Below are 21513 nucleotides of genomic sequence, written 5' to 3'. Positions count from 1 at the left end.
GTATGGCCATCTTTGCAATCGGGGATATGCACCTCTCGCTGGGAACGGACAAGCCCATGGACGTTTTCCCGGGGTGGGAGGGGTACCTGCCCCGACTGGAAGCCAACTGGCGCAAGCTCATACGACCGGAGGACACCGTTGTCCTGGCGGGCGACACCAGCTGGGCCATGAACCTGAACGACACCAAGGCGGATTTTGCCTTTATCCAAAACCTGCCTGGCCAGAAATGGCTGCTGAAAGGCAACCACGACTACTGGTGGACGACGACCCGCAAGATGGAGACGTTTTTGGCCGCCAACGGCTTTGACACGCTGCACATTCTGCACAATAACGCCTGCATCGTGGGCGATGTGGCGCTGTGCGGCACCCGGGGCTGGCCCTTTGACGATGTGGCCGCCCAGGGGGAAAAGCTCATGGCGCGCGAGGCTGGCCGCCTGCGGATGAGTTTGCAGGCGGCGGGGGAGACGCGTGAAAAAATCGCCTTCCTGCACTACCCGCCCATCTACCCGGGCGCACAGGCGCAGGAGCTTGTGGATGTGCTGAACGAGTTCCATGTGACCGAATGCTGCTACGGCCACCTGCACGGCAAGTCCATCCGCTATGCCATGCAGGGCGAGCGGGACGGCATCACCTACCGTCTGATCTCCGCCGATGGCCTGTCGTTCTGCCCCTACAAAATACGGTGAAGCCTATGAAGCAGAAAACAAAAGATATCATCGGGGCGCTGCTGCTGGGGCTGCTCTGCACGTTGGCGCTCTCCGCCGTCATCACGGTGGCGGATACCGAGACCGCTCGCACCGACCTGATGATCGGTATGCAGTACGAGACGACCGGCCTTGACCTGGACGCCGCGCCGGGGCTGCTGGTGGGGCTTGTCAAGCTGCACCAGAACTTCCCGCTGGACGCCTGGGCCTGGGGGCCTGCGGCGGCGGGGCTGGCCGCGCTGCTCTACTGGGTGCGCCGCCAGCGCACGGCCAAGCCCAGATGCGCCGAACTGGTGCTGAGCATCGTCTTTGGTGTCGCCGAGGTGCTGGGCCTGAGCATCTGCAAGCTGGGCAGCTGGGCTTTCGTCTTTAAAAATCCCTACCAGGTCTTTGTGGGCGCTGTCTGCATGGCCGGGTATGGGATGTTGTTCTACCACGCTGTCTGGGGCTTGTACGCCCTGCTGGGGCGGCCTGGCGGGGCAGAAGCCGAACCGGAAAACCGCTTCGCCCGCCGGTTCGCCAGGGCCCCGGGCCGCACGTCGTCGCTGCTCATCGGCACGGCATGGCTGCCCTGGGTGGCCGTGTTCTTGCCCGGGTCGGTGGACTGGGACTCCTGGGGGCAGATCTCCCAGGTCATCGGCAAGCAGGAAATGACCGCCCACCATACGGTGCTGTCCACCTGGCTGCACGGCTGGCTGTTCCAGCTGGGCCGCATCCTGGGCAGTGATAACCTGGGTGTGTTCTTCTACATCGTCCTGCAGTTCATCGTCTGTGCCTGGGTGTTCGGGCAGGCGGCGGCCTTTGCGGGCAAGTTGGGCTGCTCCCGCAGGGTGCAGTACGCTGTCACGGCGTTCTTTGCGCTGAACCCGATTTGGGGCGTGTTCATCCAGACCCAGGTCAAGGATACGCTTTACACCGGTCTCTTTGTGCTGTTCGTGCTGAAAACCGCCGATCTGCTGCTGTTCCCGCAGGAATGGCAGGGGAGCCGCAAACGCCTGGCCGCCTACGCGGCGCTGGGCATCCTCTGCTGCCTTTTGCGCAAAAACGGCATCTACGCCGTTGTGCCGATGGTGCTTGCTTCGGCCTTTGTGCTGACTGGTAAACAGCTGCGCAAACCACTTCTGGCGGTCATGCTGGCGGTGGTCATTGGCTCCTTCGGGTTTGATGTATTCACCGAAAAGGTCCTCGACATCCCGGCGGGCAGCGTGGGGGAGGCCCTCTCGGTGCCGATGCAGCAGACGGCTCGCTATGTCCGGAACTTCGGCTATGACGTCACCGACGACGAGAAGGCTGTCATCAATGAAGTGCTTGACTATGACAGCCTGGCCCAGAGCTATATGCCGGAACTTTCCGATGGCGTAAAGCAGTACTACAAGAATCCCAGCAAGGGTGGCCTGGCCCGCTATATGCTGACCTGGGCCAAGATGTTCTTCAAGCACCCGGTCTGCTATTTTGAGGCCCTGCATGCCAACTCCCACGGCTATTACACCATCACGAAATGCCGGGCTATCAACGATTACTACACGTTTAATAATGACACTTGCATGCAAATGTTTGAAATGGACGTCCACTATCTTGATAAATCCGGCTATCTGCGGTATGCTTTTGTACAGGCGCTCTCGGCGTTTGAAAAGCTGCCGCTGGTGGGGCTGATCACGTCCATCGGGTTTATGGCCTGGCTCACGGCGGTGCTGGGGGTCTGGCTGGCGCGGCGCAAAGCAAAGCAGACGCTGCCGATTTTTATTGGCCTGGGCATTTTCTGGCTGACCTGCATCGCGTCCCCGGTCAATGATTGTATGCGCTATTTCCTGCCGATTGCGGGGTGTCTGCCGCTGATTTTCTGTCTGGCGCTGTATTTTTGCAAGAAAAATGCAGAAAAATCCGCTTAGTTTGTTAAAATTTTAAAAACAGGGCTGGTATTTTCTGCACAGGCATGGTATAATAACTTGTATTTTTATATACATCTATTTTTGGAGGAATTTATAAATGAAACTGATTTCCTGTGAAAAGCTCGAAAAGAGCATGGTCGAACTGCAGTTCTCCATTGACGCGGAGACCTTCAAATCTGCCGTCAATACCGCTTTCAAGCGCGAGGGCAAGAAGTACGCCATCCCCGGCTTCCGCAAGGGCAAGGCCCCCAAAGCCATGATCGAGAAGATGTATGGCAAGGATCTGTTCCAGTATGACGCCATCAACGACCTGTTCCCCGAGAACTACGAGGCCGCCGTCAAGGAGGCTGGCATCGAGGCCGTCGGCCGTCCTGATCCCGAGGTCGTCTCCATGTCCGAGGACGAGGGCGCTACCCTGAAGGTCAAGGTCGCCGTCAAGCCCGAGGTCGAGCTGGGCGAGTACACCGGTTTAACCGTCAACAAAGATGTCAAGACTGTGGATGAGGCCGATGTTGACGCTGAGATCAAGCGTATGCAGGACCGCAATGGCCGTCTGCTGACCCGTGAGGGCGAGGCCCAGAATGGTGACACCGTCGATATCGACTTCGAGGGCTTCGTTGATGGCGTTGCTTTCGAGGGCGGCAAGGCTGAGCACTACTCTCTGGTGCTGGGCTCTGGTTCCTTCATCCCCGGCTTCGAGGAGCAGGTCGTTGGCCATAAGGCTGGCGAGGCCTTCGACGTCAACGTCAAGTTCCCCGAGGAGTACCAGGCTGAGGAGCTGGCCGGCAAGGACGCTACCTTCAAGATCAAGCTGCACAATGTGCAGTACAAGGAACTGCCCGAGCTGGACGACGACTTTGCCAAGGACGTCAGCGAGTATGACACCCTCGATGAGCTGAAGGATTCTATCCGCAAGGGTATCCAGACCAACCATGAAAAGCAGGCTGACCAGAAGGTCGAGAACGACCTGATCGACCAGGTCGTGGGCGGCATGAAGGCCGAGATCCCCGACGCCATGATCGAGAGCCGCATCGAGGAGCTGGTTCAGGACTTCCAGTACCGTATCTCCCAGCAGGGCCTGAAACTGGAGCAGTACCTCCAGTACATGGGCATGACCATGGAGCAGTTCAAGGAGCAGTTCCGTGAGCAGGCCGACAAGCAGGTCAAGATGCGCCTGGCCATGGAGGCTATCGTCGCCAAGGAGTCCATCGAGGCTACCGAGGAGGAGTTCGAGGCTGAGATCAAGCGCATTGCCGATGCTTACCAGATGGAGGCCGACAAGGTCAAGAGCCTGGTCGATGCCGCTGCCGTCAAGAAGGATCTGGCTGTCAACAAGGCCATCGACTTCGTGAAGGAGAAGGCTAACATCGTCCTGGGCGCTGCCGAGGAAGAGAAGAAGCCCGCCAAGAAGACCACCCGCAAGACCACCAAGAAGGCTGCCGCCAAGAAGGACGAGGAGCCGAAGGAAGAGGAGACCCAGGGCGAGTAATCACCCCGCGGCATCCGTAAACATTGAGTAAAAGGGCCGGTACGGTGCGCAGCTTTGCCGCCGTATCGGTTCCTTTATCATCACCACATTTTTATGACACCAAGGAGGGAAAACCCAATGAGCCTTGTACCCTATGTTGTCGAGCAGACTGCGCGCGGTGAGCGCAGCTATGACATTTTCTCCCGCTTGCTCAATGACCGTATCATTGTGCTGAGCGAGGACGTCAACTCCGCCTCCGCCAGCGTTATCGTGGCACAGCTTTTGTACCTTGAAGGCCAAGATCCGGAGAAGGATATCTACTTTTATATCAACAGTCCCGGCGGCTCGATCTCCGACGGCATGGCCATCCATGACACGATGAACTACATCAAGTGCGATGTCTCCACCATCTGTGTCGGCATGGCGGCCTCCATGGGCTCTTTCCTGCTGGCCAGCGGCACAAAGGGCAAGCGCTTTGCACTGCCCAACTCGGAAATCCTCATCCACCAGCCGCTCATCGGCGGACAGGGCATTTCCGGCCAGGCCACGGATATCAAAATTCACGCTGACCACATCGTGCGCATCCGTGAAAAGATGAACACGCTGCTCAGCCAGTACACCGGCCAGCCGCTGGAGACCATCACCCGCGATACCGAGCGCGACAACTATATGACCGCGCAGCAGGCGAAGGAGTACGGCCTGATCGACGATATCCTCTATAAACACTGATTCGGGGGAACAACATGGCAAATCAAACGTCCGGTAAGGACGGAAAAGGACGCGAGCTCGTCTGCAGCTTCTGCGGACGCTCTCAAAATGAGGTGGAGCAGCTGGTCATCGGCCCCGGTGTCAACATCTGCAAGGACTGCCTGGATATGTGCTGCAACGCCCTATATAAGGATGGCGAGCGCCCGGCCCCGCCGCGCGCCGGTATGCCGCCCCGGGATCGCCGCCGCAGTGCGCCGCAGCCCGGTGCCGACTACGACTATGACCCGCTGGAAAGCATCAACATCCTGACGCCTGCTGAGATCAAGGCAGGCCTTGACCAGTATGTCATCGGCCAGGATGCCGCCAAAAAGGTGCTGGCAGTCTCGGTCTACAACCACTATAAGCGCATTCTCTCCGGCCAGAACAGCGACGTCGAGCTGCAAAAATCCAACGTCCTGATGCTCGGCCCCTCCGGCACCGGCAAAACGCTGTTGGCCCAGACGCTGGCAAAGATGCTAAACGTGCCTTTTGCCATCGCCGACGCCACGACCCTGACCGAGGCCGGTTACGTTGGTGAGGACGTCGAGAACATCCTGCTTAAACTGATTCAGGCGGCGGATTTTGATATTCCCCGCGCTGAGATCGGCATTATCTATGTGGATGAGATCGACAAGATCACCCGCAAGAGCGAGAACCCCTCCATCACCCGCGACGTGGGCGGTGAGGGTGTGCAGCAGGCATTGCTGAAAATCGTCGAGGGCACGGTCAGCAATGTGCCGCCCAACGGCGGCCGCAAGCACCCGCAGCAGGAGTTCATCCAAATCAACACGAAGAACATCCTGTTTATCTGCGGCGGTGCGTTTGACGGGCTGGAAAAGCTCATCCAGAAGCGCACTGACAATGCTAGCATGGGCTTTGGCAGCCAGCTTCGCACGACGCTCGATAAGGACGAAACGCGCCAGAAACTGCTGAAAAACGTTGAGCCGGACGATCTGGTCAAGTTTGGCCTTATCCCAGAGCTTATCGGTCGTCTGCCGGTCGTGACCGTGCTGGATCCGCTGGACGAGGAAGCCCTTGTCCGCGTGCTGACCGAGCCGAAAAACAGCATTGTGCGCCAGTACAAGGAGCTGCTGCACCTGGATAACGCCGAGCTGGTCTTTACCGACGCGGCACTGCACGCCATCGCCAAAAAGACGGTGGAGCGCAAGAGCGGCGCACGCGGCCTGCGCAGCGTCGTCGAGGAACTGCTGATTCCGATTATGTACGACATTCCTTCCGACGCGACCATCACCAAGGTGACGATCGACGCCGACACGGTGGAGGGCGGCCAGCCCCACATCGAGCACGGCGCTATGCGCCCGCGCTACAAAAGTTTGACGGAACAGCAATAAAAACTACCTGCACCGGAGCCGAAACGCCCCGGTGCATTTTTGTTCACAAAAATTTTATATAGAAAACACTTGATTTTTTGCAGCAAAGTGGCTATTATATATTTAGCACTCAAAGAGACTGAGTGCTAAACTAAAAATATAAAGAGAAATCTTTTATAGGGAGGAACTTCCACTATGAAAATCAAACCTCTTGCAGATCGTGTTGTTATCAAACTGGTCGAAGAAGAAGAAACCACCAAGGGCGGCCTGATCCTGTCCGGCTCCGCCAAGGAGAAGCCCCAGGTTGCTGAAGTCATCGCTGTCGGCCCCGGCGGCAATGTGGACGGTAAGGAAGTCGAGATGATCGTCAAGGTCGGCGACAAGGTCCTGACCAGCAAGTACTCCGGCACCGAGGTCAAGGTCGACGGTGAGGAATGCACCATCGTCCGCCAGAGCGACATCCTCGCGGTTGTGGAATAATTTGATTTTTCAGTAATTTCTTTCAGATAAAAGGAGAGATTCATTATGGCTAAACAGATCAAGCAGGGCGAGGACGCCCGCAAGGCCCTTTGCGCTGGCATCGACCAGCTGGCCAACACCGTCAAGGTTACCCTCGGCCCCAAGGGCCGTAACGTCGTGCTGAGCAAGAAGTTCGGCAGCCCGCTCATCACAAACGATGGTGTCACCATCGCCAAGGAAATTGAGCTGAAGGACGAGTTCGAGAATATGGGCGCACAGCTCGTTCGCGAAGTCGCCACCAAGACCAACGATGCTGCTGGTGACGGCACCACTACCGCTACCGTTCTGGCTCAGGCTTTCGTCAACGAAGGCATGAAGAACGTTACCGCCGGTGCCAACCCCATGGACATCAAGCGCGGTATGCAGAAGGCCGTCTCTGCTGCGGTTGAGGCCGTCAAGGAGCACAGCCAGAAGGTCAACGGCAGCAAGGATATTGCTCGTGTCGGCACTGTTTCTGCCGGTGATGCTGAGATCGGTCAGCTGATTGCTGACGCGATGGAGAAGGTCACCGCCGATGGTGTCATCACCATCGAGGAGAACAAGACCACCGCCGAGACCTACACCGAGGTCGTTGAGGGCATGCAGTTCGACCGCGGCTATGTGACCCCTTACATGGTCACCGACACCGAGAAGATGGAGACCGTCTATGACGACTGCTCCGTCCTGATCACAGACAAGAAGATCAGCGTCTTCCAGGATGTGGTTCCCCTGCTCGAGCAGGTCATCCAGTCCGGCCGCAAGCTGCTCATCATTGCCGAGGATGTCGAGGGCGATGCCCTGTCCAACCTCATCATCAACCGTCTGCGCGGCGGCCTGAACGTCGTTGCCGTCAAGGCACCTGGCTTTGGCGATCGCCGCAAGGAGATGCTGCAGGATATCGCCACCCTGACCGGCGGCACTGTCATCAGCAGCGACCTAGGCTATGAGCTGAAGGATGCCACCATGCAGCTGCTGGGCCAGGCCCGCCAGGTCAAGGTCACCAAGGAGAACACCACCATCGTCGGCGGTGCCGGAGACAAGCAGGCTATCGCAGACCGCGTTGCCCAGATCCGCAGCCAGATCGCTGTTGCAACCTCTGACTTCGACCGTGAGAAGCTGCAGGAGCGCCTGGCCAAGATGGCCGGCGGTGTTGCCGTCATTAAGGTCGGCGCTGCTACCGAGGTCGAGATGAAGGACAAGAAGCTGCGCATCGAGGATGCCCTGAACGCGACCAAGGCCGCTGTTGAGGAAGGCATCGTTGCTGGCGGCGGTACGGCCACCATCAACGCCATCCCCGCTGTCGACAAGCTGGTCGGCGAGTTGGAAGGCGACGAGCGCACCGGCGCCAAGATCGTCCGCAAGGCGCTGGAAGCTCCTCTGCGCCAGATCGTTGCCAATGCCGGTTTGGAAGGCAGCGTTGTTATCGACAACATCCTGAAGGCCAACAAGCCCAACTACGGCTTCGACGCCCAGAAGGAAGAGTACGTTGAGGATATGATCGAGGCCGGTATCGTTGACCCGACCAAGGTCACTCGTTCCGCTCTGGAGAACGCCGCCAGCGTCGCCGCGATGGTCCTGACCACCGAGAGCCTGGTCGCTGACCTGCCCGAGCCGCCGGCCCCGGCTGCCCCGGCCCCTGACATGGGCGGTATGTACTAATTCAGCCCAAAAGCAAGCACAAGGTCGAAGTCTTGGCGACAAGGCTTCGGCCTTTTTGTATAGACCCAAGGCGGTAAAACGTGGTATAATAACCAAAAACAGCGGGGGAGGCAGCCATGAAACAACGGATGAAATACGCGGCGCTGGCCTTCACGCTGGGGCTGATGGCGCTGATTTTCTACTTTTCGGGCCAACCGGCGGCGGACTCCTACAAACTCAGCGAGACCGTGACCGAGACTGTGCAGACGGATGGTATCTCGTTTTTGTTGCCGCTCTGGTTCGATGCCGAGAACTTCCACGCGAACCTGCGCAAGTGGGCGCATGTGGCAATTTTTGCCGCGCTTGGTGTAGGCATGGCCCTGACTGTGCACAGCTGGCTGTCCGGGCTGACGCTGCGCCGGCAGGGAATGCAGGCGGCGGTGCTGTGTGTGCTGTATGCGGCCAGTGACGAGCTGCACCAGTATTTTGTGCCCGGCCGCGCCGCCCTGGTGGGGGATGTGGTGATAGATGCCTTAGGCATCCTGCCCGGCGTGGCGGGGGTGTGCCTTTTGGTCTGGCTGCATCAAAAGCAACGCTGATGCCCATACTCCCACCGGGGGTGAGGGTATGTCTCTGCGGCGGTTTTATGGGCTTTGCGGGGCGTTGGTTTTTCTGGCGGGGGTCGTGCTCTGCCGCACCTACTGGGTGGGGCAGCAGGCCGCCTATGCCGCCAGCGCAGGCGGCCAGACCGTCCAGACACTGGACTTGCCCCGGGCCAGGGGCGATTTCTACGACCGCAACGGCCGCAAACTGACTGGCACGCAAACGCAGTATTACGCGCTCTGCATCCCCGGCGACGATGGCTACACGGCGCTGTTTCCCTATGTTTCCTACGAAAAGCAGGGCGTGCTTTACGACCGCCGTAACCTGGCCGCGCCGTTCCTGATTGAAGTCAGCCGCGACCTGACCGGGCGGGGCATCGCCACCTGCGCGGTGCCTGCGCATACGGTGGATATTGCGCCGCATCTGCTGGGCTACCTCGACGGCGAAGGCCGCGGCGTCGCCGGGCTGGAACGCGCCTACGACGCGCTGCTGACGGCCTCCGGCGATAAGCGCACCGTCAGCTGCGTGCTGGCGGCGCACAGCGGCCTGATGGCGGGGACAAGCCCTGTATGGGCTACGAGGAAAGAAGGCACTGGGCAGGGCGTGCAGCTGACACTGGACGCCGACTTGCAGCGCGCCTGTGAGGCGCTGGCGGCGCAGCTTATGCCGCGGGGGTGCATCCTCATTATGGACGCTGCTACAGGCGAGGTGCTTGCCAGCGTCAGTGCGCCGACGTTTGACGCACAGGATGTGGCCGCCAGCATCCGCGCCGACGATACTTCGCTCATCAACCGCCCATTTGCTGCGTTCAGCGCTGGATCGGTGTTTAAAGTGGTGCTGGCCGCAGCTGCCTATGAACAGGGCTTGGACTGGTTCACCCACGACTGCACCGGTGAAATCGTGGTGGCGGGGCAGACCTACCGCTGCGCCCAAGGCCGCGCCCACGGCGAAGTCAACCTGCGCGGTGCGCTGGAAGAAAGCTGCAACACCTATTTTATCAAACTGGGCCAGCTGTTGGGGGCAGAAGCCGTCCGGGAAGAGGCAGAACACTTCGGCTTTGGCACAGCGGTACAAATTGCCCCGGGCCTGGCCGCAGCTGCCGGTACGCTGCCGGACGCGGAGACGCTGGAAAACCCCGGCCAGTTGGCAACGTTCAGCTTTGGGCAGGGGTCGCTGACCGTGACGCCGCTGCAAATCACCGCCATGATGAACACTGTTGCCAACGGCGGGGTGTATAGGACACCTGGCTTTGTGCAGGGCATCACCGGGGCCGATGGTATGTTGACCGACCCGGCGGCAGCGGAGAGCGCCCCGCGTACCGTCTGTGACGCCGCCACGGCCCGGGTGCTGCGCAGTATGCTGGCCTCGGTGGTGACGGATGGCATTGGCCATGACGCCCAGCCACGCCATGGTACAGCGGGCGGCAAGACTGGCACGGCCCAGACCGGCCAGTACAACGCCGACGGTGAGGAGCTGCTGAACTATTGGTTCACCGGCTTTTACCCGGCTGATGCGCCCCAATATACCATCACGGTCATGCAGGACGGCATCTTGAAGCCCGAAACCTCCAGCGCCGCCCTGTTTGAGCGAATAACGGAAATTCTGGATGTGTGGGCGGGGTACTAAGCCTTCTCCCCTCGGGAAAAGCCATTTATTGCATCCAATTTCCCCCAGGGTATTGCACTTTTGCGGTAAAAAAGCTACAATAATTATTATCTGTAAACCACAATGGACTGGTGCTGAAAGGGACAAACCGATGCAGCCTGTATTCATTATAAATCCAACGGCGGGCAAGCTGGATGCCAGCGTGGCGCTGATTCCGCAGATCCACGCCGCCGCCAGCCGCGCCGGGGTAAAACCCATCGTGGAGATCACCCGCCGCCCGGGCCATGCCTGCGACTTGGCCGCCAAATATGCCGCCAGCGGGGAAGAAGTAGCCCTATACGCCTGCGGCGGAGACGGCACGCTGAACGAAGTTTTACAGGGCGTCATAGGCTGCCCCAATGCCGCTGTGGGCTGTGTGCCCTGCGGCAGCGGCAACGACTACGTGCGCAACTTCGGAACCCAGGCGCAGTTTTTGGATATCGATGCCCAGCTGGCGGCAAAGCCGTTCGCGGTGGATCTGATTCAGACGCCCCAGGGGTACGGCATTGATATCTACGCTGCTGGCATTGACGCGCAGGTGGCAAACGGTATCCCCAAGTGGCGGCGCGTACCGCTGTGCGGCGGCACGACCGCTTACACGCTGTCGATCCTTGAAGCCATCTGCAGCACCTTCAAGCACCGTCTGTGCATCACGGCGGACGACCGCCGGCTGGAAGATACCTTCATGATGCTGGCGGTCTGCAACGGCCAGATGTACGGCGGTGGCTATTGTGCCGCGCCCCACGCCAGCATGGCGGACGGCCTGCTGGACGTGGTGCTGCTGAAACCCATCCCGCGCTTAAAGCTGCCCGGCCTGCTGGGCGGCTACAAAAAGGGTGAGCACCTGGCGGCAGGCGATGCCGTGACAGAAAAATTCAAACCCTACTTAACGTTTTTCCGTACAAGCAAAATTGACATAGAGGTGCTGGACGGCAACCCGCTCATCACGACGCTGGACGGCGAGTGCTCGCCCCAGCTGACGATGCACGCGGAAGCTGTGCGCAGTGCGGCGCATATTTTGCTGCCGCCCGCTTTGGCCGAAACCGCAAACAAGACGCCTGTTCTGGCAGGTTATGGGAGAGTAACGAATGTCTGAAAAAGTAAAAATCAAGATTGCCCGCAATGTGGTACATCTGCCGGCCATCGCGCTGCGCGGGCTGGTGGTGTTCCCGAACAACGTTGTCCACTTTGAGGTGGGCCGCACCAAGTCCATCGCCGCCATCGAGGCCGCCATGCACGCCAACAGCAGCGTGTTCCTGATCGCCCAGCGGGAAATGGACATCGAAGAACCGACCATTCGCGACCTGTACACCTACGGTGTCATCGCCGAGATCAAGCAGGTGCTGCGCGTCTCCGACGATCTCGTCAAAGTCCTGGTCGAGGGCAAGACCCGCGCCCGCCTGCTGGAACTGGATGCAGGGGAGAAGTATTTGCAGGCCACCGTGCGCCCGGTCGCGGTGCGCGGCATTGCCGCCGACAAGCGCAACCAGGTCGAAGCCCTTGTCCGCAGCCTGAAAGACTGCTTCGAGGAATACCTCTCGTACAGCCCGCAAATCTCCAAGGATGTTGTCTATAACATCATTTCTTCCGACTCGCCGCTGTTTTTGAGCGAGTATATGCCCGCCAACCTGCTGTTCAAGTATGAGGACAAGCAGACGATTCTGAACGAATCGACCTTGTTAGGCCGCCTTGAAAAGCTCTTGACCCTGCTGCGGCAGGAGTGCCAGATCATGGATATCGAGCGCGACCTTGACGATAAGGTCAACGCCCGCATGGACAAGGGCCAGCGCGAATACTACCTGCGCGAGCAGATGAACGTCATCAGTGAGGAACTGGGCGACGCCGAGGACACCCGCGCCGAGGCCGATACATACCGCGAGAAAGTCAAGGCACTGAACCTCGATGAGGAATCCACGGAAAAGCTGCTGAAAGAATGTGATCGCCTGGCCCGGATGCAGGGCAGCAGCGCCGAGAGCGGCGTCATCCGCAGCTATCTGGACGCCTGCCTGGCCTTGCCGTGGCATACCGCCACCGAGGATGACCTCGACCAGGCCCACGCCCGCAAGGTGCTGGACCGTGAGCACTACGGCCTGCAAAAGGTCAAGGAGCGCATCCTGGAGCTGCTGGCCGTGCGCAAGCTAAACCAGGACGTCAAGGGCCAGATTATCTGCTTGGTCGGCCCTCCGGGTGTCGGCAAGACGAGCATTGCCCATTCCATTGCCGAGTGCATGAACCGAAAGTTCGCCCGCATGAGCCTGGGCGGCGTACACGATGAAGCGGAAATTCGCGGCCACCGCCGCACCTACATCGGTGCCATGCCCGGCCGCATCATCAGTGCCATCACGACGGCAAAGTCCACGAACCCGGTTATTCTGCTGGACGAGATCGACAAACTGGCAGGCGACTACAAGGGCGACCCTTCCAGCGCCCTGCTGGAAGTGCTGGATCCCGAGCAGAACCGTACGTTCAAAGACAATTACCTGGATATTCCGTTCGATTTGAGCGAGGTGCTGTTCATCACGACGGCCAACGATGCCTCCACGATTCCCGGCCCGCTCTATGACCGTATGGACGTTATCGAGCTGCCCAGCTACACCCGCACCGAGAAGTTCAACATTGCCAAGCGCCACCTGCTGCCCAAGCAGCTGAAAAATAACGGCCTGGAAGGCCGTGTGACCCTGACGAACAGCGCACTGTACGCCATTATCGACGGCTACACCCGCGAGGCCGGCGTGCGCAACCTGGAACGCACCGTGACTTCTGTGCTGCGCAAGTGCGCCCAGAAGATCGCAGCAGGGGAGGCTGAAAAAATCAGTGTCTCCGCCGCCACGGTTCGGGAACTGCTCGGCCCCGAAAAAGTCAAGCCGACCTTTATCTCCCGCAAGGACGCCGTGGGCATTGCCAACGGCCTGGCCTGGACCAGCGTCGGCGGCGAGATGCTCCCCGTTGAGGTCGCCGTCATACCGAACGGCAGCGGCAAAATTGAAATTACCGGCAGCCTGGGCGACGTCATGAAGGAGAGCGCCCAGCTGGCCGTGACCTACGCCAAGGTCCACGCCGAGGAATACGGCATCCCCGCTGATAAGTTCAAGAACACCGACCTGCACATCCACGCCCCCGAGGGTGCCGTGCCCAAGGATGGTCCCAGTGCGGGCGTCACCTTGACCACGGCCCTGGTGTCGGCGCTGTCCGGTATCCCGGTGCGCCACAACCTGGCCATGACCGGCGAGATCACGCTGCACGGCAATGTGCTGCCCATCGGCGGCTTGAAGGAAAAGAGTATGGCCGCCTTCCGCGAGGGTATCTCCACCGTGCTCATCCCCAAGGACAACGCGAGCGACCTGTATGAGGTCGACGCCGAGGTCAAGGAGAAGGTGCAGTTCATCCCGGTCGCCAATCTGTCCGAGGTGCTGAAACACGCCCTTGTGCGGTCGGGCCGCACACCTGCCCGGGCTGCCCGCGGTGTACCGCAGGCAACCTCCCTCATCGCCAACGAAAAGCCCGCCGACGCCCACAAGGAACCCACGGCGGTGATGTAAATGATGTGCTGCAGGGGACGGCACCCTCGACGCCCCGCAATGCACCACACACCTGAACAAAAGGAACACCCATGAATTACAACAACAGCGAATTTCTCGCGTCCTACGGCCTGTCCCGCCAGCTGCCGGACAGCGACCGCCCTGAGATCGTTTTCTCCGGCCGCTCCAACGTCGGCAAGTCGAGCCTCATCAACAAGCTCTGCAACCGCAAAAAGCTGGCCCGTGTCAGTGCCACGCCGGGCAAAACGGCCACCATCAACTTTTACCACGTCGATACGGCCTACTTCGTTGACTTGCCCGGCTACGGCTATGCCAAGGTTTCCAACGCTGAGCGCGAGCGGTGGGACGACTTGATCAACAGCTACTTTGAGGCGGACAGAGCCGTCTGCCTGCTGGTGCAGCTGCTGGACAGCCGCCATGCCCCCAGCGCCGACGATGTGCAGATGCTTGAGTACCTGCACTACCACCGCATTCCCTTTGTGGCGGCGCTGACCAAGGGCGATAAGCTGAAAAAGAGCGAGATGGCCACCCGCAAGGAAGAATTTGAAAGAATCTGCGCCCCTTACGGCTGCCAGGCCGTTGTGCTGACCAGCGCCGAGAACGGCCTGGGTATGGACGAACTGCGCGCTCTGCTGGAAGCCAGCATGGCAGCAGAGGACGAGGATTGACCGATGGCCTACAACGAGTTTGCCTATTTTTACGATGAGTTCAACGGCGAGGCCGACTACGACGCGCTGTACGGCTACGTGACCGATGAGCTGAAAGCCCATGGTGTTGCCGACGGCATCCTGGCAGACCTGGGCTGCGGTACCGGTGATTTGACGCTGATGCTGACCCAGGCCGGGTACGATGTCATCGGCATCGACCGCTCGGAGGAAATGCTCAGCGTCCTGCGGGAGAAAGCCGACGAGCTGGGCCTGACTGGCCGTCTGCTGCTGTTAAAACAGGACCTGCTAGACCTGGACCTGTACGGCACTATCTGCGCGGCGGTGTCCACCTTTGACACGTACAGCCACATCGGCCCGCTGGACAATTTTGAAAAGGCCATCCGCAAGGCGGCCTATTTTATGGAGAAGGGCGGCGTGTTCATCTTCGATTTGAACACCCCCTACAAGCACCAAAAAATCCTGGCCGGGCAGACTTTTGACATTGAGGCTGAGGACGCCGACTGCCATTGGTCCAACCGCTATGACGAGGCCGCACAGCGGGTGGATATCACCATCGATATCGACTACCACGAGACAGGGGAGCACTTCCGTGAGCAGTTCAGCGAGTACAGCTATGCGCTGGACACCGTGACCGCCCTGCTGGAAAAGTACGGCTTTGCAGTGGCTAAAGTGGCCGACGGCGAGAGCTTCGGCCCTGTGCGCGCCGATAGCCCGCGCTGGATCTTCACGGCTGTCAAGCAATATACACAAGAGGTACAATAAATGGAACAGAATCATAATATGCTGCGCGGTATCTCCGAGAACGGCGGCATCGTATTTTACGGCGTAGATTCTACGGAAATAGTCCGCGAAATGGAGCGTCTGCACAAGACCAGCGCTGTTACCACCGCCGCGCTGGGCCGCCTGCTGACCGCCGCGTCAATGATGGGCATTATGCTCAAAAGCACCCAGGACTCGGTGACTTTGCAGATCAAGGGCGGCGGCCCCACAGGCCGTTTGCTGGCTGTCTCCGACGGTACCGGCAATGTCAAGGGCTATGTGGAGCATCCGGTCGTGGAGCTGCCCCCGCGGGCGGACGGCCACTTGAACGTGGGCGCAGCCGTCGGCAAAGACGGCACGCTGGATGTTATCCGCGATTTGGGCATGCGGGAGCCATACATCGGCCAGGTGCCGCTGACCTCCGGCGAGATTGCCGAGGACGTCACGACCTACTTTGCCATCAGTGAGCAGGTCCCCACTGTCTGCGCCCTGGGCGTGCTGGTGGATAAAGACCTGAGTGTGCGCTGCGCAGGCGGTTTCATCGTGCAGCTGCTGCCCGGTGCGACCGAGGAAGAAATCGAACATCTGGAAAAGAACATCAAGGCCATGCCCAGTGTGACTACGATGCTGGAAGAGGGCAAGAGCGTCCGCGATATGCTGGAGCTGGCCCTGGCCGGTTTCCAGCCCGATATCCTGGACAGCTACCACGTGACCTACAAGTGCGACTGCAGCTTGGAGCGTGTGGAAAAAATGATCCGCTCCCTTGGCAAAAAAGAGGTCGAGCGTATGCGCGACGAGGACCCCATTGCCGAGGTAAACTGCCAGTTCTGCAACAAAAATTATAAGGTGGACCTGAACGAACTACTCAAAAACTGGCCTGCCATCGATGAAAAACCTGCGGACGAAAACGCATAAAAAACTTTGAAAAAAGTTCGCAAAAAACGCTTGACTTTTCTGCTCACATAGTATATAATAACATGCGTCGCCCGGAGAGAGCGACTGAGCAAAAACTCTCCAATATGCGGCCGTAGCTCATCTGGTAGAGCGCCACCTTGCCAAGGTGGAGGTAGCGAGTTCGAGCCTCGTCGGCCGCTCCATTATGGGGAAGTTTAGCTCAGCTGGGAGAGCATCTGCCTTACAAGCAGAGGGTCAGCGGTTCGAGCCCGTTAACTTCCACCAAATGTGGCCCGGTAGTTCAGTTGGTTAGAACGCTAGCCTGTCACGCTAGAGGTCGTCAGTTCGAGCCTGATTCGGGTCGCCATTTGCCTCTGTAGCTCAGTCGGTAGAGCAGGGGACTGAAAATCCCCGTGTCATTGGTTCGATTCCGATCGGAGGCACCATTTTCTTGTATGTTCTTCGCAAAGAACATACACTATGCGGCCGTAGCTCATCTGGTAGAGCGCCACCTTGCCAAGGTGGAGGTAGCGAGTTCGAGCCTCGTCGGCCGCTCCAAAAAAAACAGCAGAAAGTGATTTCTGCTCATATGGTGACGTGGCCAAGTGGTAAGGCAAAGGTCTGCAAAACCTTCATTCACCAGTTCAAATCTGGTCGTCACCTCCATAAGACTTGCAAATTCTGCGATAATTCGTGGAAATGTAGGTCTTTTTCTTTTTTGAAAATAGCCTGTGTTGCGATGCGATGCTTGTATCGGCACGGAAATTGGCAAGAAGCCCGCATGGAGCATATTTACCCCAACGCCAAAAAAGTGACCAAGGCAGAATAAATTCCATATTTTCCCTTGCGCTTTTGCTGGAAAACAGGTATAATATTCTCTGGATAAGAGGGAGTAAGGGGCGTACTTTAGTTGAAAAACGGGTGCGCTGTGCTGCAGCGACACCCCCGGCAGAAATGCCCGATGCAGTACCGGATGCTTGAGACTTTTATCACATTTTCCCGTTTTGGGCTGGATGTGATAAAGGTCTTTTTTTGTGCCTCTGCCGCTATTATTAAAAAGGAGAGATATTATGCTGATCCCTGTTCTGTTATTTATCGTGGGTCTGCTGTGCCTGATCAAGGGCGGCGACTGGTTTGTGGACGGTGCCACCGGCATCGCCCGCCGCTTCCATGTGCCGGAGCTGCTCATCGGTGCCACGGTGGTGTCCATCGGTACCACCCTGCCGGAGGTCATGGTGTCCACCACCTCTGCCCTCACCGGTCACGGCGAGATCGCCTACGGCAACGCCATCGGCTCGGTCATCTGCAACGCTGCACTGATCGCCGCCATCACCATTGCGGTGCGCCCGGGCAAGGTTGACCCCAAGAGCCTGCGCACCCCGGTGGCCTTCTTCTTTGTGGCTGCCGCTTTCTATGCCGGTGTGGCCTACACCACCGGCTCCTTCACTCGCCCGGTGGGCCTGATCCTGTTGGCCATGTTCGTGGCTTACATCGTGTGCAACGTGCTGGCTATGAAAAATACCCCCGCCCCGGAAGAGGAAGAGCAGGCTGAGGAAGGCTCCTTTGCCAAGGAGTTGGGGCTGCTGGCCATCGGCGCAGTGCTCATTGCTGTGGGCGCTGACCTGCTGGTGGACAACGGCACCCTCATCGCACAGGCGCTGGGCGTGCCGGAGTCGGTCATTGCGCTGACCTTTGTGGCACTGGGCACCTCGCTGCCGGAGCTGGTCACCGCCATCACCTCGCTGGCCAAGGGTCACGGCGCGCTGTCGCTGGGCAACGTCATCGGTGCAAACGTGTTCAATCTAGTGCTGGTCAGCGGCGTGTCTGTCACGCTGGCACCCTTCAGCATCCCGCAGAACTCCACCATCGCAGGCATGAACGCCTCGCTGGTGATGGATATCCCGGTCATGTTTGCCGTGATGCTGCTGCTCACCCTGCCCGCTCTGATCAAGGGCAAGCTGAGCCGCCCGCAGGGCATTGCACTGCTGTGCATCTATGCCGCCTTCTGCGCCGTGCAGTTCAGCATCTGATCTGTTGTAAACGTAAAATATTTAAGGCAACACCGCATAATTCCCGCCTTACGGCTTAAGCACCGCTCCGGCGGCTGCGGCACGGCATCTGCGTTGCCAAAATGCTCGATAATACACAAAGTATTATCTGCGCTTTTGGCTTAGCAGCTGCCGCACCTCGCTCGCCGTATCGGCACTTAGAATTATGCGGTATTGCCTTAAGGCTGCTGCACAGGGGTTTGTGCAGCAGCCTTTTTATGTGGGATGATTTTGAATGCGCTCCGCGATATCTTCCCCCGGTGGGTGAAGGCTTAAGCGGTGGCGGTGCAGTTCCCGGCTGACCCGTAAAGTTTCCGGGCGTGTCCGCTCTCCCCTTGGGAGAGCTGGCGCGGGAGCGCCTGAGAGGGCGAGGCAAAACCCTGACGGCTTTGCCTGAGAGGGTAAAAAAAGTGGGTCAGAAGCGCCCACAGGCGTTTCTGACCCACAAATAGAACGATATTTTTGTTTTACAGCTGGCAGGCGGTATCGTAGCCGGTGCGGATGGCGTTGGAGATATCCGCAGCCTTGCCGGCGGCATCGCCAATGGAATACACCGGGATGCTGGCAGCTTCCAGCGCAGCAGCGTCAAATTCGTTGGAGCGTGCACCCATAGCCAGCACGATGTAATCGCAGGGAATGGTCACCTCTGCGCCGTCCTTGTTCTCGCAGACGACGGCGTCCATGCGGAATTCCTTGACCTTGTGGCTGGGGTACTGCTCCACGCCGTAGGTCTTATAGTTTTCCAGCAGGGTGGGCAGAATGGTGGTGCTCTCGCCTGCGGCGATCTTGTCCATCATCTCGATAACGGACACCTTGCAGCCGCGGGCAGCCAGATACTCTGCGGTCTCGCAGCCCACCATGCCGCCGCCGATGACGGCAACCGTGCCGTACACCTGCTGCTCACCGGCCAGAACCTTCCATGCATCGGCCACGTTCACGCTGTCGATGCCGGGGATGCGGGGTGCGGCGCTGTGTGCGCCCACAGCGTTGATGACGGCCTCGAAACCGGCATCCTTCAGCTGCTCTGCGGTGCGGGTCTGACCCATGCACAGGTGCACACCGGCGCTGCAGACCGCGTGGATCAGGTCCTGTGCGGCGCGGCGCATCTCCTCCTTGCGGGGAGGTACGCAGGCAATGTTCAGCTGGCCGCCCAGAGTGGTGGTCTTTTCAAACAGGGTCACGTCATGGCCGCGCAGCGCTGCCACACGGGCGGCTTCCAGACCAGCAGGGCCGCCGCCGAGGACGGCGATCTTCTTTTTCTGCGCTGCGGGCTGGATGCTGCGGGTGTTCTCGTAGCCGTTCTCCGCGTTCAGCACGCAGGAGAGGAACTGACGGTTCTGGATGGCATCGGTGCAGCCCTTGTTGCAGCTGATGCAGCGGCGGATATCGCAGGCCTTCCCGGCAGCGATCTTGGTGCCCCAGTCGGGGTCTGCCAGCAGCGGGCGACCCATGGCAACCATGTCGGCCATGCCGCTCTCGATGACACGCGCAGCCATTTCGGCATCCACGATACGACCCACGGCGCTGACCGGCACATTGACGGCCTTTTTGATGTCCCCGGCGATTTTGACGAAGAAGCCGTAGGGCTGTACGCCCATGGGAGGAATGGTGTCGGCCATGTTGCCGGTGTGGTTGGCCTGCGCAACGTGGAACATATCCACGCCGTCCTCTACCAGCCACTGGGCAAACTGCACGGCGTCGGCTTCGTCAATGCCGCCCTTGCCGCGCTGCGGGGTGACGATGGACAGCTTGTAGTCGATGACCATATCCGGCACAGCCTTGCGGATGGCGCGGGTCAGCATGCGGGCAAAGCGGACGCGGTTCTCCAGACTGCCGCCGAACTTATCGGTGCGGTGGTTCATGCGGGTGGAGCACAGGCAGCCGTTCAGGCGGTCGCCGTGGATCTGGATGACGTCCACACCGGCCTTCTGTGCACGCACTGCGCAGGCGCACATCTTATCGATGATGGCCATCAGCATCTCCTCGCTGACCTCATCGGTGAAGAACATCATGTCGTGATGCAGGCGCTGACGCATCTCATCAAACTTTTTCTGCATAAACAGACTGTTGATGGCGTCTACGTCGTACTCCGGGTGGAAGAGCTGGACGCCCAGCTTGGTGCCGTAGGCGTGTACGCTGTCGGCCAGTGCCTTGAAGGCAGGGATCTGGCTGTCGTCAAACAGCTTGGGGGTGGGAGAAAAGCTGTTGATGGGCGCCACATCGCCCATAACGATGTAGCCCACGCCGCCCTTTGCCAGACGGGTGTAGAAGCCCATGTCCTGCTCACTGATCATGCCGTTTTTCTCGTAGCCGGTGGTCAGCGGGGGGAACATGATGCGGTTTTTAAAGGTCTGTCCGCCCACCTCAATGGGCTGCAGAATTACGTTTTGCATATAAAAGCCTCCTTGCAGATATGCTTTGCTTTACAGATTTGCTTTGATGAATGCTGCGGTCTTTTCCTCCACGGCGGCACGGGCTGCCAGCGTGGCAAAGTTGTGGCCGCCGCCTGCAATGGTGTCCACCTCGGGTGCGGTGTACACCTGTGCGTAACGGCTGCAGGTGCCCTCGTCCACCAGACGGTCATCGTCGGCGCGCAGCAGCAGCACCGGGCCGTTGTAGCCCTTGGCCTCGGTAAAGGGGTCGGGGTGCTTGGCCATCTCGTAGTTAAAGGCCATCTTGTAGCACAGACCCTCCAGGTCGGTGTAGTCCTTGCCGGTCTGCACAACGCCGTCGGCGCGCTGTGCGCAGCCAAACCACATCCCGGCACCCGGGCACAGCAAAATCAGGCCGTGGGGCTGGATGACCGGTGCGCAGGAGGCGGCAATGTAGCCGCCCATGCTCTGGCCGGAGAGGAACAGCTTTTCGCTGTCCACATAGGGCTGCTCAGCGGCCCATGCAAAGATATCCTGTGCATCGGTGTGCAGGCCGTCAAAGCTCATATCCTCAAACTCGCCGTCGCTCTCGCCGTTGCCGTAGAAATCGAACCGGGCGCTGCCGATGCCCTGCGCTGCCAGAGCGCGGGACAGGTGGGTGTACATGGACTTGTAGCCGCTGCAGCTGCCGGCAAAGCCGTGCAGATGCAC

Annotated in this window: 17 protein-coding genes and 6 tRNA genes; 21 read left to right on the top strand and 2 right to left on the bottom strand. The window is 59.3% G+C overall.

The features are described 5' to 3' along the window. Positions 1-2: 2 nt before the first annotated feature. The 21 genes from ACZO0A_RS08635 to ACZO0A_RS08535 all read left to right on the top strand — a co-directional run bounded on the left by ACZO0A_RS08635 (position 3) and on the right by ACZO0A_RS08535 (position 18412). Positions 3-686 (top strand): metallophosphoesterase, encoded by a 684-nt coding sequence (locus tag ACZO0A_RS08635; protein WP_417345678.1) that lies wholly within the window; start codon positions 3-5, stop codon positions 684-686. A 5-nt stretch (positions 687-691) separates the two neighbouring features. Beyond that, positions 692-2593 (top strand): DUF6020 family protein, encoded by a 1902-nt coding sequence (locus ACZO0A_RS08630; protein ID WP_486846215.1) that lies wholly within the window; start codon positions 692-694, stop codon positions 2591-2593. Positions 2594-2690: 97 nt separating this feature from the next. Then, a complete protein-coding gene (tig, locus tag ACZO0A_RS08625; protein ID WP_291211676.1) occupies positions 2691-4082 on the top strand; it encodes a trigger factor in 1392 nt (463 codons plus the stop codon). Between the two features lie 117 nt (positions 4083-4199). Next, on the top strand, positions 4200-4790 hold the full coding sequence (locus ACZO0A_RS08620) for an ATP-dependent Clp protease proteolytic subunit (RefSeq protein ID WP_215691882.1): 591 nt from the start codon (positions 4200-4202) through the stop codon (positions 4788-4790). A gap of 14 nt (positions 4791-4804) precedes the next feature. Continuing rightward, positions 4805-6160: an ATP-dependent Clp protease ATP-binding subunit ClpX gene (gene clpX / locus ACZO0A_RS08615; RefSeq protein ID WP_215691883.1), complete on the top strand. Its 1356-nt coding sequence runs from the start codon at positions 4805-4807 to the stop codon at positions 6158-6160. Between the two features lie 174 nt (positions 6161-6334). Further along, positions 6335-6619, top strand: a complete 285-nt coding sequence (locus ACZO0A_RS08610) for a co-chaperone GroES (protein ID WP_215691884.1) — start codon at positions 6335-6337, stop codon at positions 6617-6619. Between the two features lie 45 nt (positions 6620-6664). Beyond that, positions 6665-8296, top strand: coding sequence for a chaperonin GroEL (groL, locus tag ACZO0A_RS08605; RefSeq protein WP_302492569.1), 1632 nt, complete (start codon positions 6665-6667; stop codon positions 8294-8296). A 116-nt stretch (positions 8297-8412) separates the two neighbouring features. Continuing rightward, positions 8413-8874 (top strand): VanZ family protein, encoded by a 462-nt coding sequence (locus tag ACZO0A_RS08600; RefSeq protein WP_215691886.1) that lies wholly within the window; start codon positions 8413-8415, stop codon positions 8872-8874. Positions 8875-8902: 28 nt separating this feature from the next. Beyond that, complete coding sequence (locus tag ACZO0A_RS08595) at positions 8903-10504, top strand: peptidoglycan D,D-transpeptidase FtsI family protein (RefSeq protein WP_302377708.1); 1602 nt, start codon at positions 8903-8905, stop codon at positions 10502-10504. Between the two features lie 130 nt (positions 10505-10634). Continuing rightward, positions 10635-11618 carry a diacylglycerol/lipid kinase family protein gene (locus ACZO0A_RS08590; protein WP_302377706.1) on the top strand — a complete coding sequence of 328 codons (984 nt, stop codon included), beginning with the start codon at positions 10635-10637 and terminating at the stop codon, positions 11616-11618. Continuing rightward, complete coding sequence (lon, locus tag ACZO0A_RS08585; protein ID WP_215691889.1) at positions 11611-14061, top strand: endopeptidase La; 2451 nt, start codon at positions 11611-11613, stop codon at positions 14059-14061. Before ACZO0A_RS08590 ends, lon begins: the two co-directional genes overlap by 8 nt. A gap of 71 nt (positions 14062-14132) precedes the next feature. Next, positions 14133-14729, top strand: coding sequence for a ribosome biogenesis GTP-binding protein YihA/YsxC (gene yihA / locus ACZO0A_RS08580; RefSeq protein ID WP_215691890.1), 597 nt, complete (start codon positions 14133-14135; stop codon positions 14727-14729). Positions 14730-14732: 3 nt separating this feature from the next. After that, a complete protein-coding gene (locus ACZO0A_RS08575) occupies positions 14733-15491 on the top strand; it encodes a class I SAM-dependent DNA methyltransferase (protein WP_444272064.1) in 759 nt (252 codons plus the stop codon). Then, a complete protein-coding gene (gene hslO / locus ACZO0A_RS08570) occupies positions 15492-16403 on the top strand; it encodes an Hsp33 family molecular chaperone HslO (RefSeq protein WP_486846214.1) in 912 nt (303 codons plus the stop codon). Between the two features lie 106 nt (positions 16404-16509). After that, positions 16510-16585, top strand: a tRNA-Gly gene (locus ACZO0A_RS08565). Between the two features lie 6 nt (positions 16586-16591). Next, positions 16592-16667, top strand: a tRNA-Val gene (locus ACZO0A_RS08560). A 5-nt stretch (positions 16668-16672) separates the two neighbouring features. Beyond that, positions 16673-16749: transfer RNA gene (locus ACZO0A_RS08555), tRNA-Asp, on the top strand. A 3-nt stretch (positions 16750-16752) separates the two neighbouring features. Beyond that, positions 16753-16828 (top strand) — tRNA-Phe (locus ACZO0A_RS08550). A 36-nt stretch (positions 16829-16864) separates the two neighbouring features. After that, positions 16865-16940: transfer RNA gene (locus ACZO0A_RS08545), tRNA-Gly, on the top strand. Between the two features lie 33 nt (positions 16941-16973). Continuing rightward, positions 16974-17048, top strand: a tRNA-Cys gene (locus tag ACZO0A_RS08540). Between the two features lie 404 nt (positions 17049-17452). Beyond that, on the top strand, positions 17453-18412 hold the full coding sequence (locus ACZO0A_RS08535) for a calcium/sodium antiporter (RefSeq protein ID WP_207686394.1): 960 nt from the start codon (positions 17453-17455) through the stop codon (positions 18410-18412). A 485-nt stretch (positions 18413-18897) separates the two neighbouring features. Here ACZO0A_RS08535 and bilR read toward each other — a convergent pair whose 3' ends face one another. Continuing rightward, entirely contained in the window at positions 18898-20823 is a 1926-nt protein-coding gene (bilR, locus tag ACZO0A_RS08530) for a bilirubin reductase, long form (RefSeq protein WP_486846213.1), read from the bottom strand. Positions 20824-20853: 30 nt separating this feature from the next. Further along, positions 20854-21513 (bottom strand): alpha/beta hydrolase (locus ACZO0A_RS08525; protein ID WP_486846212.1); only part of this gene is annotated, 660 nt, incomplete at its 5' end.

Source organism: Gemmiger sp. (assembly GCF_057431175.1).
This window is presented reverse-complemented; position numbering and strand designations above follow the sequence as displayed.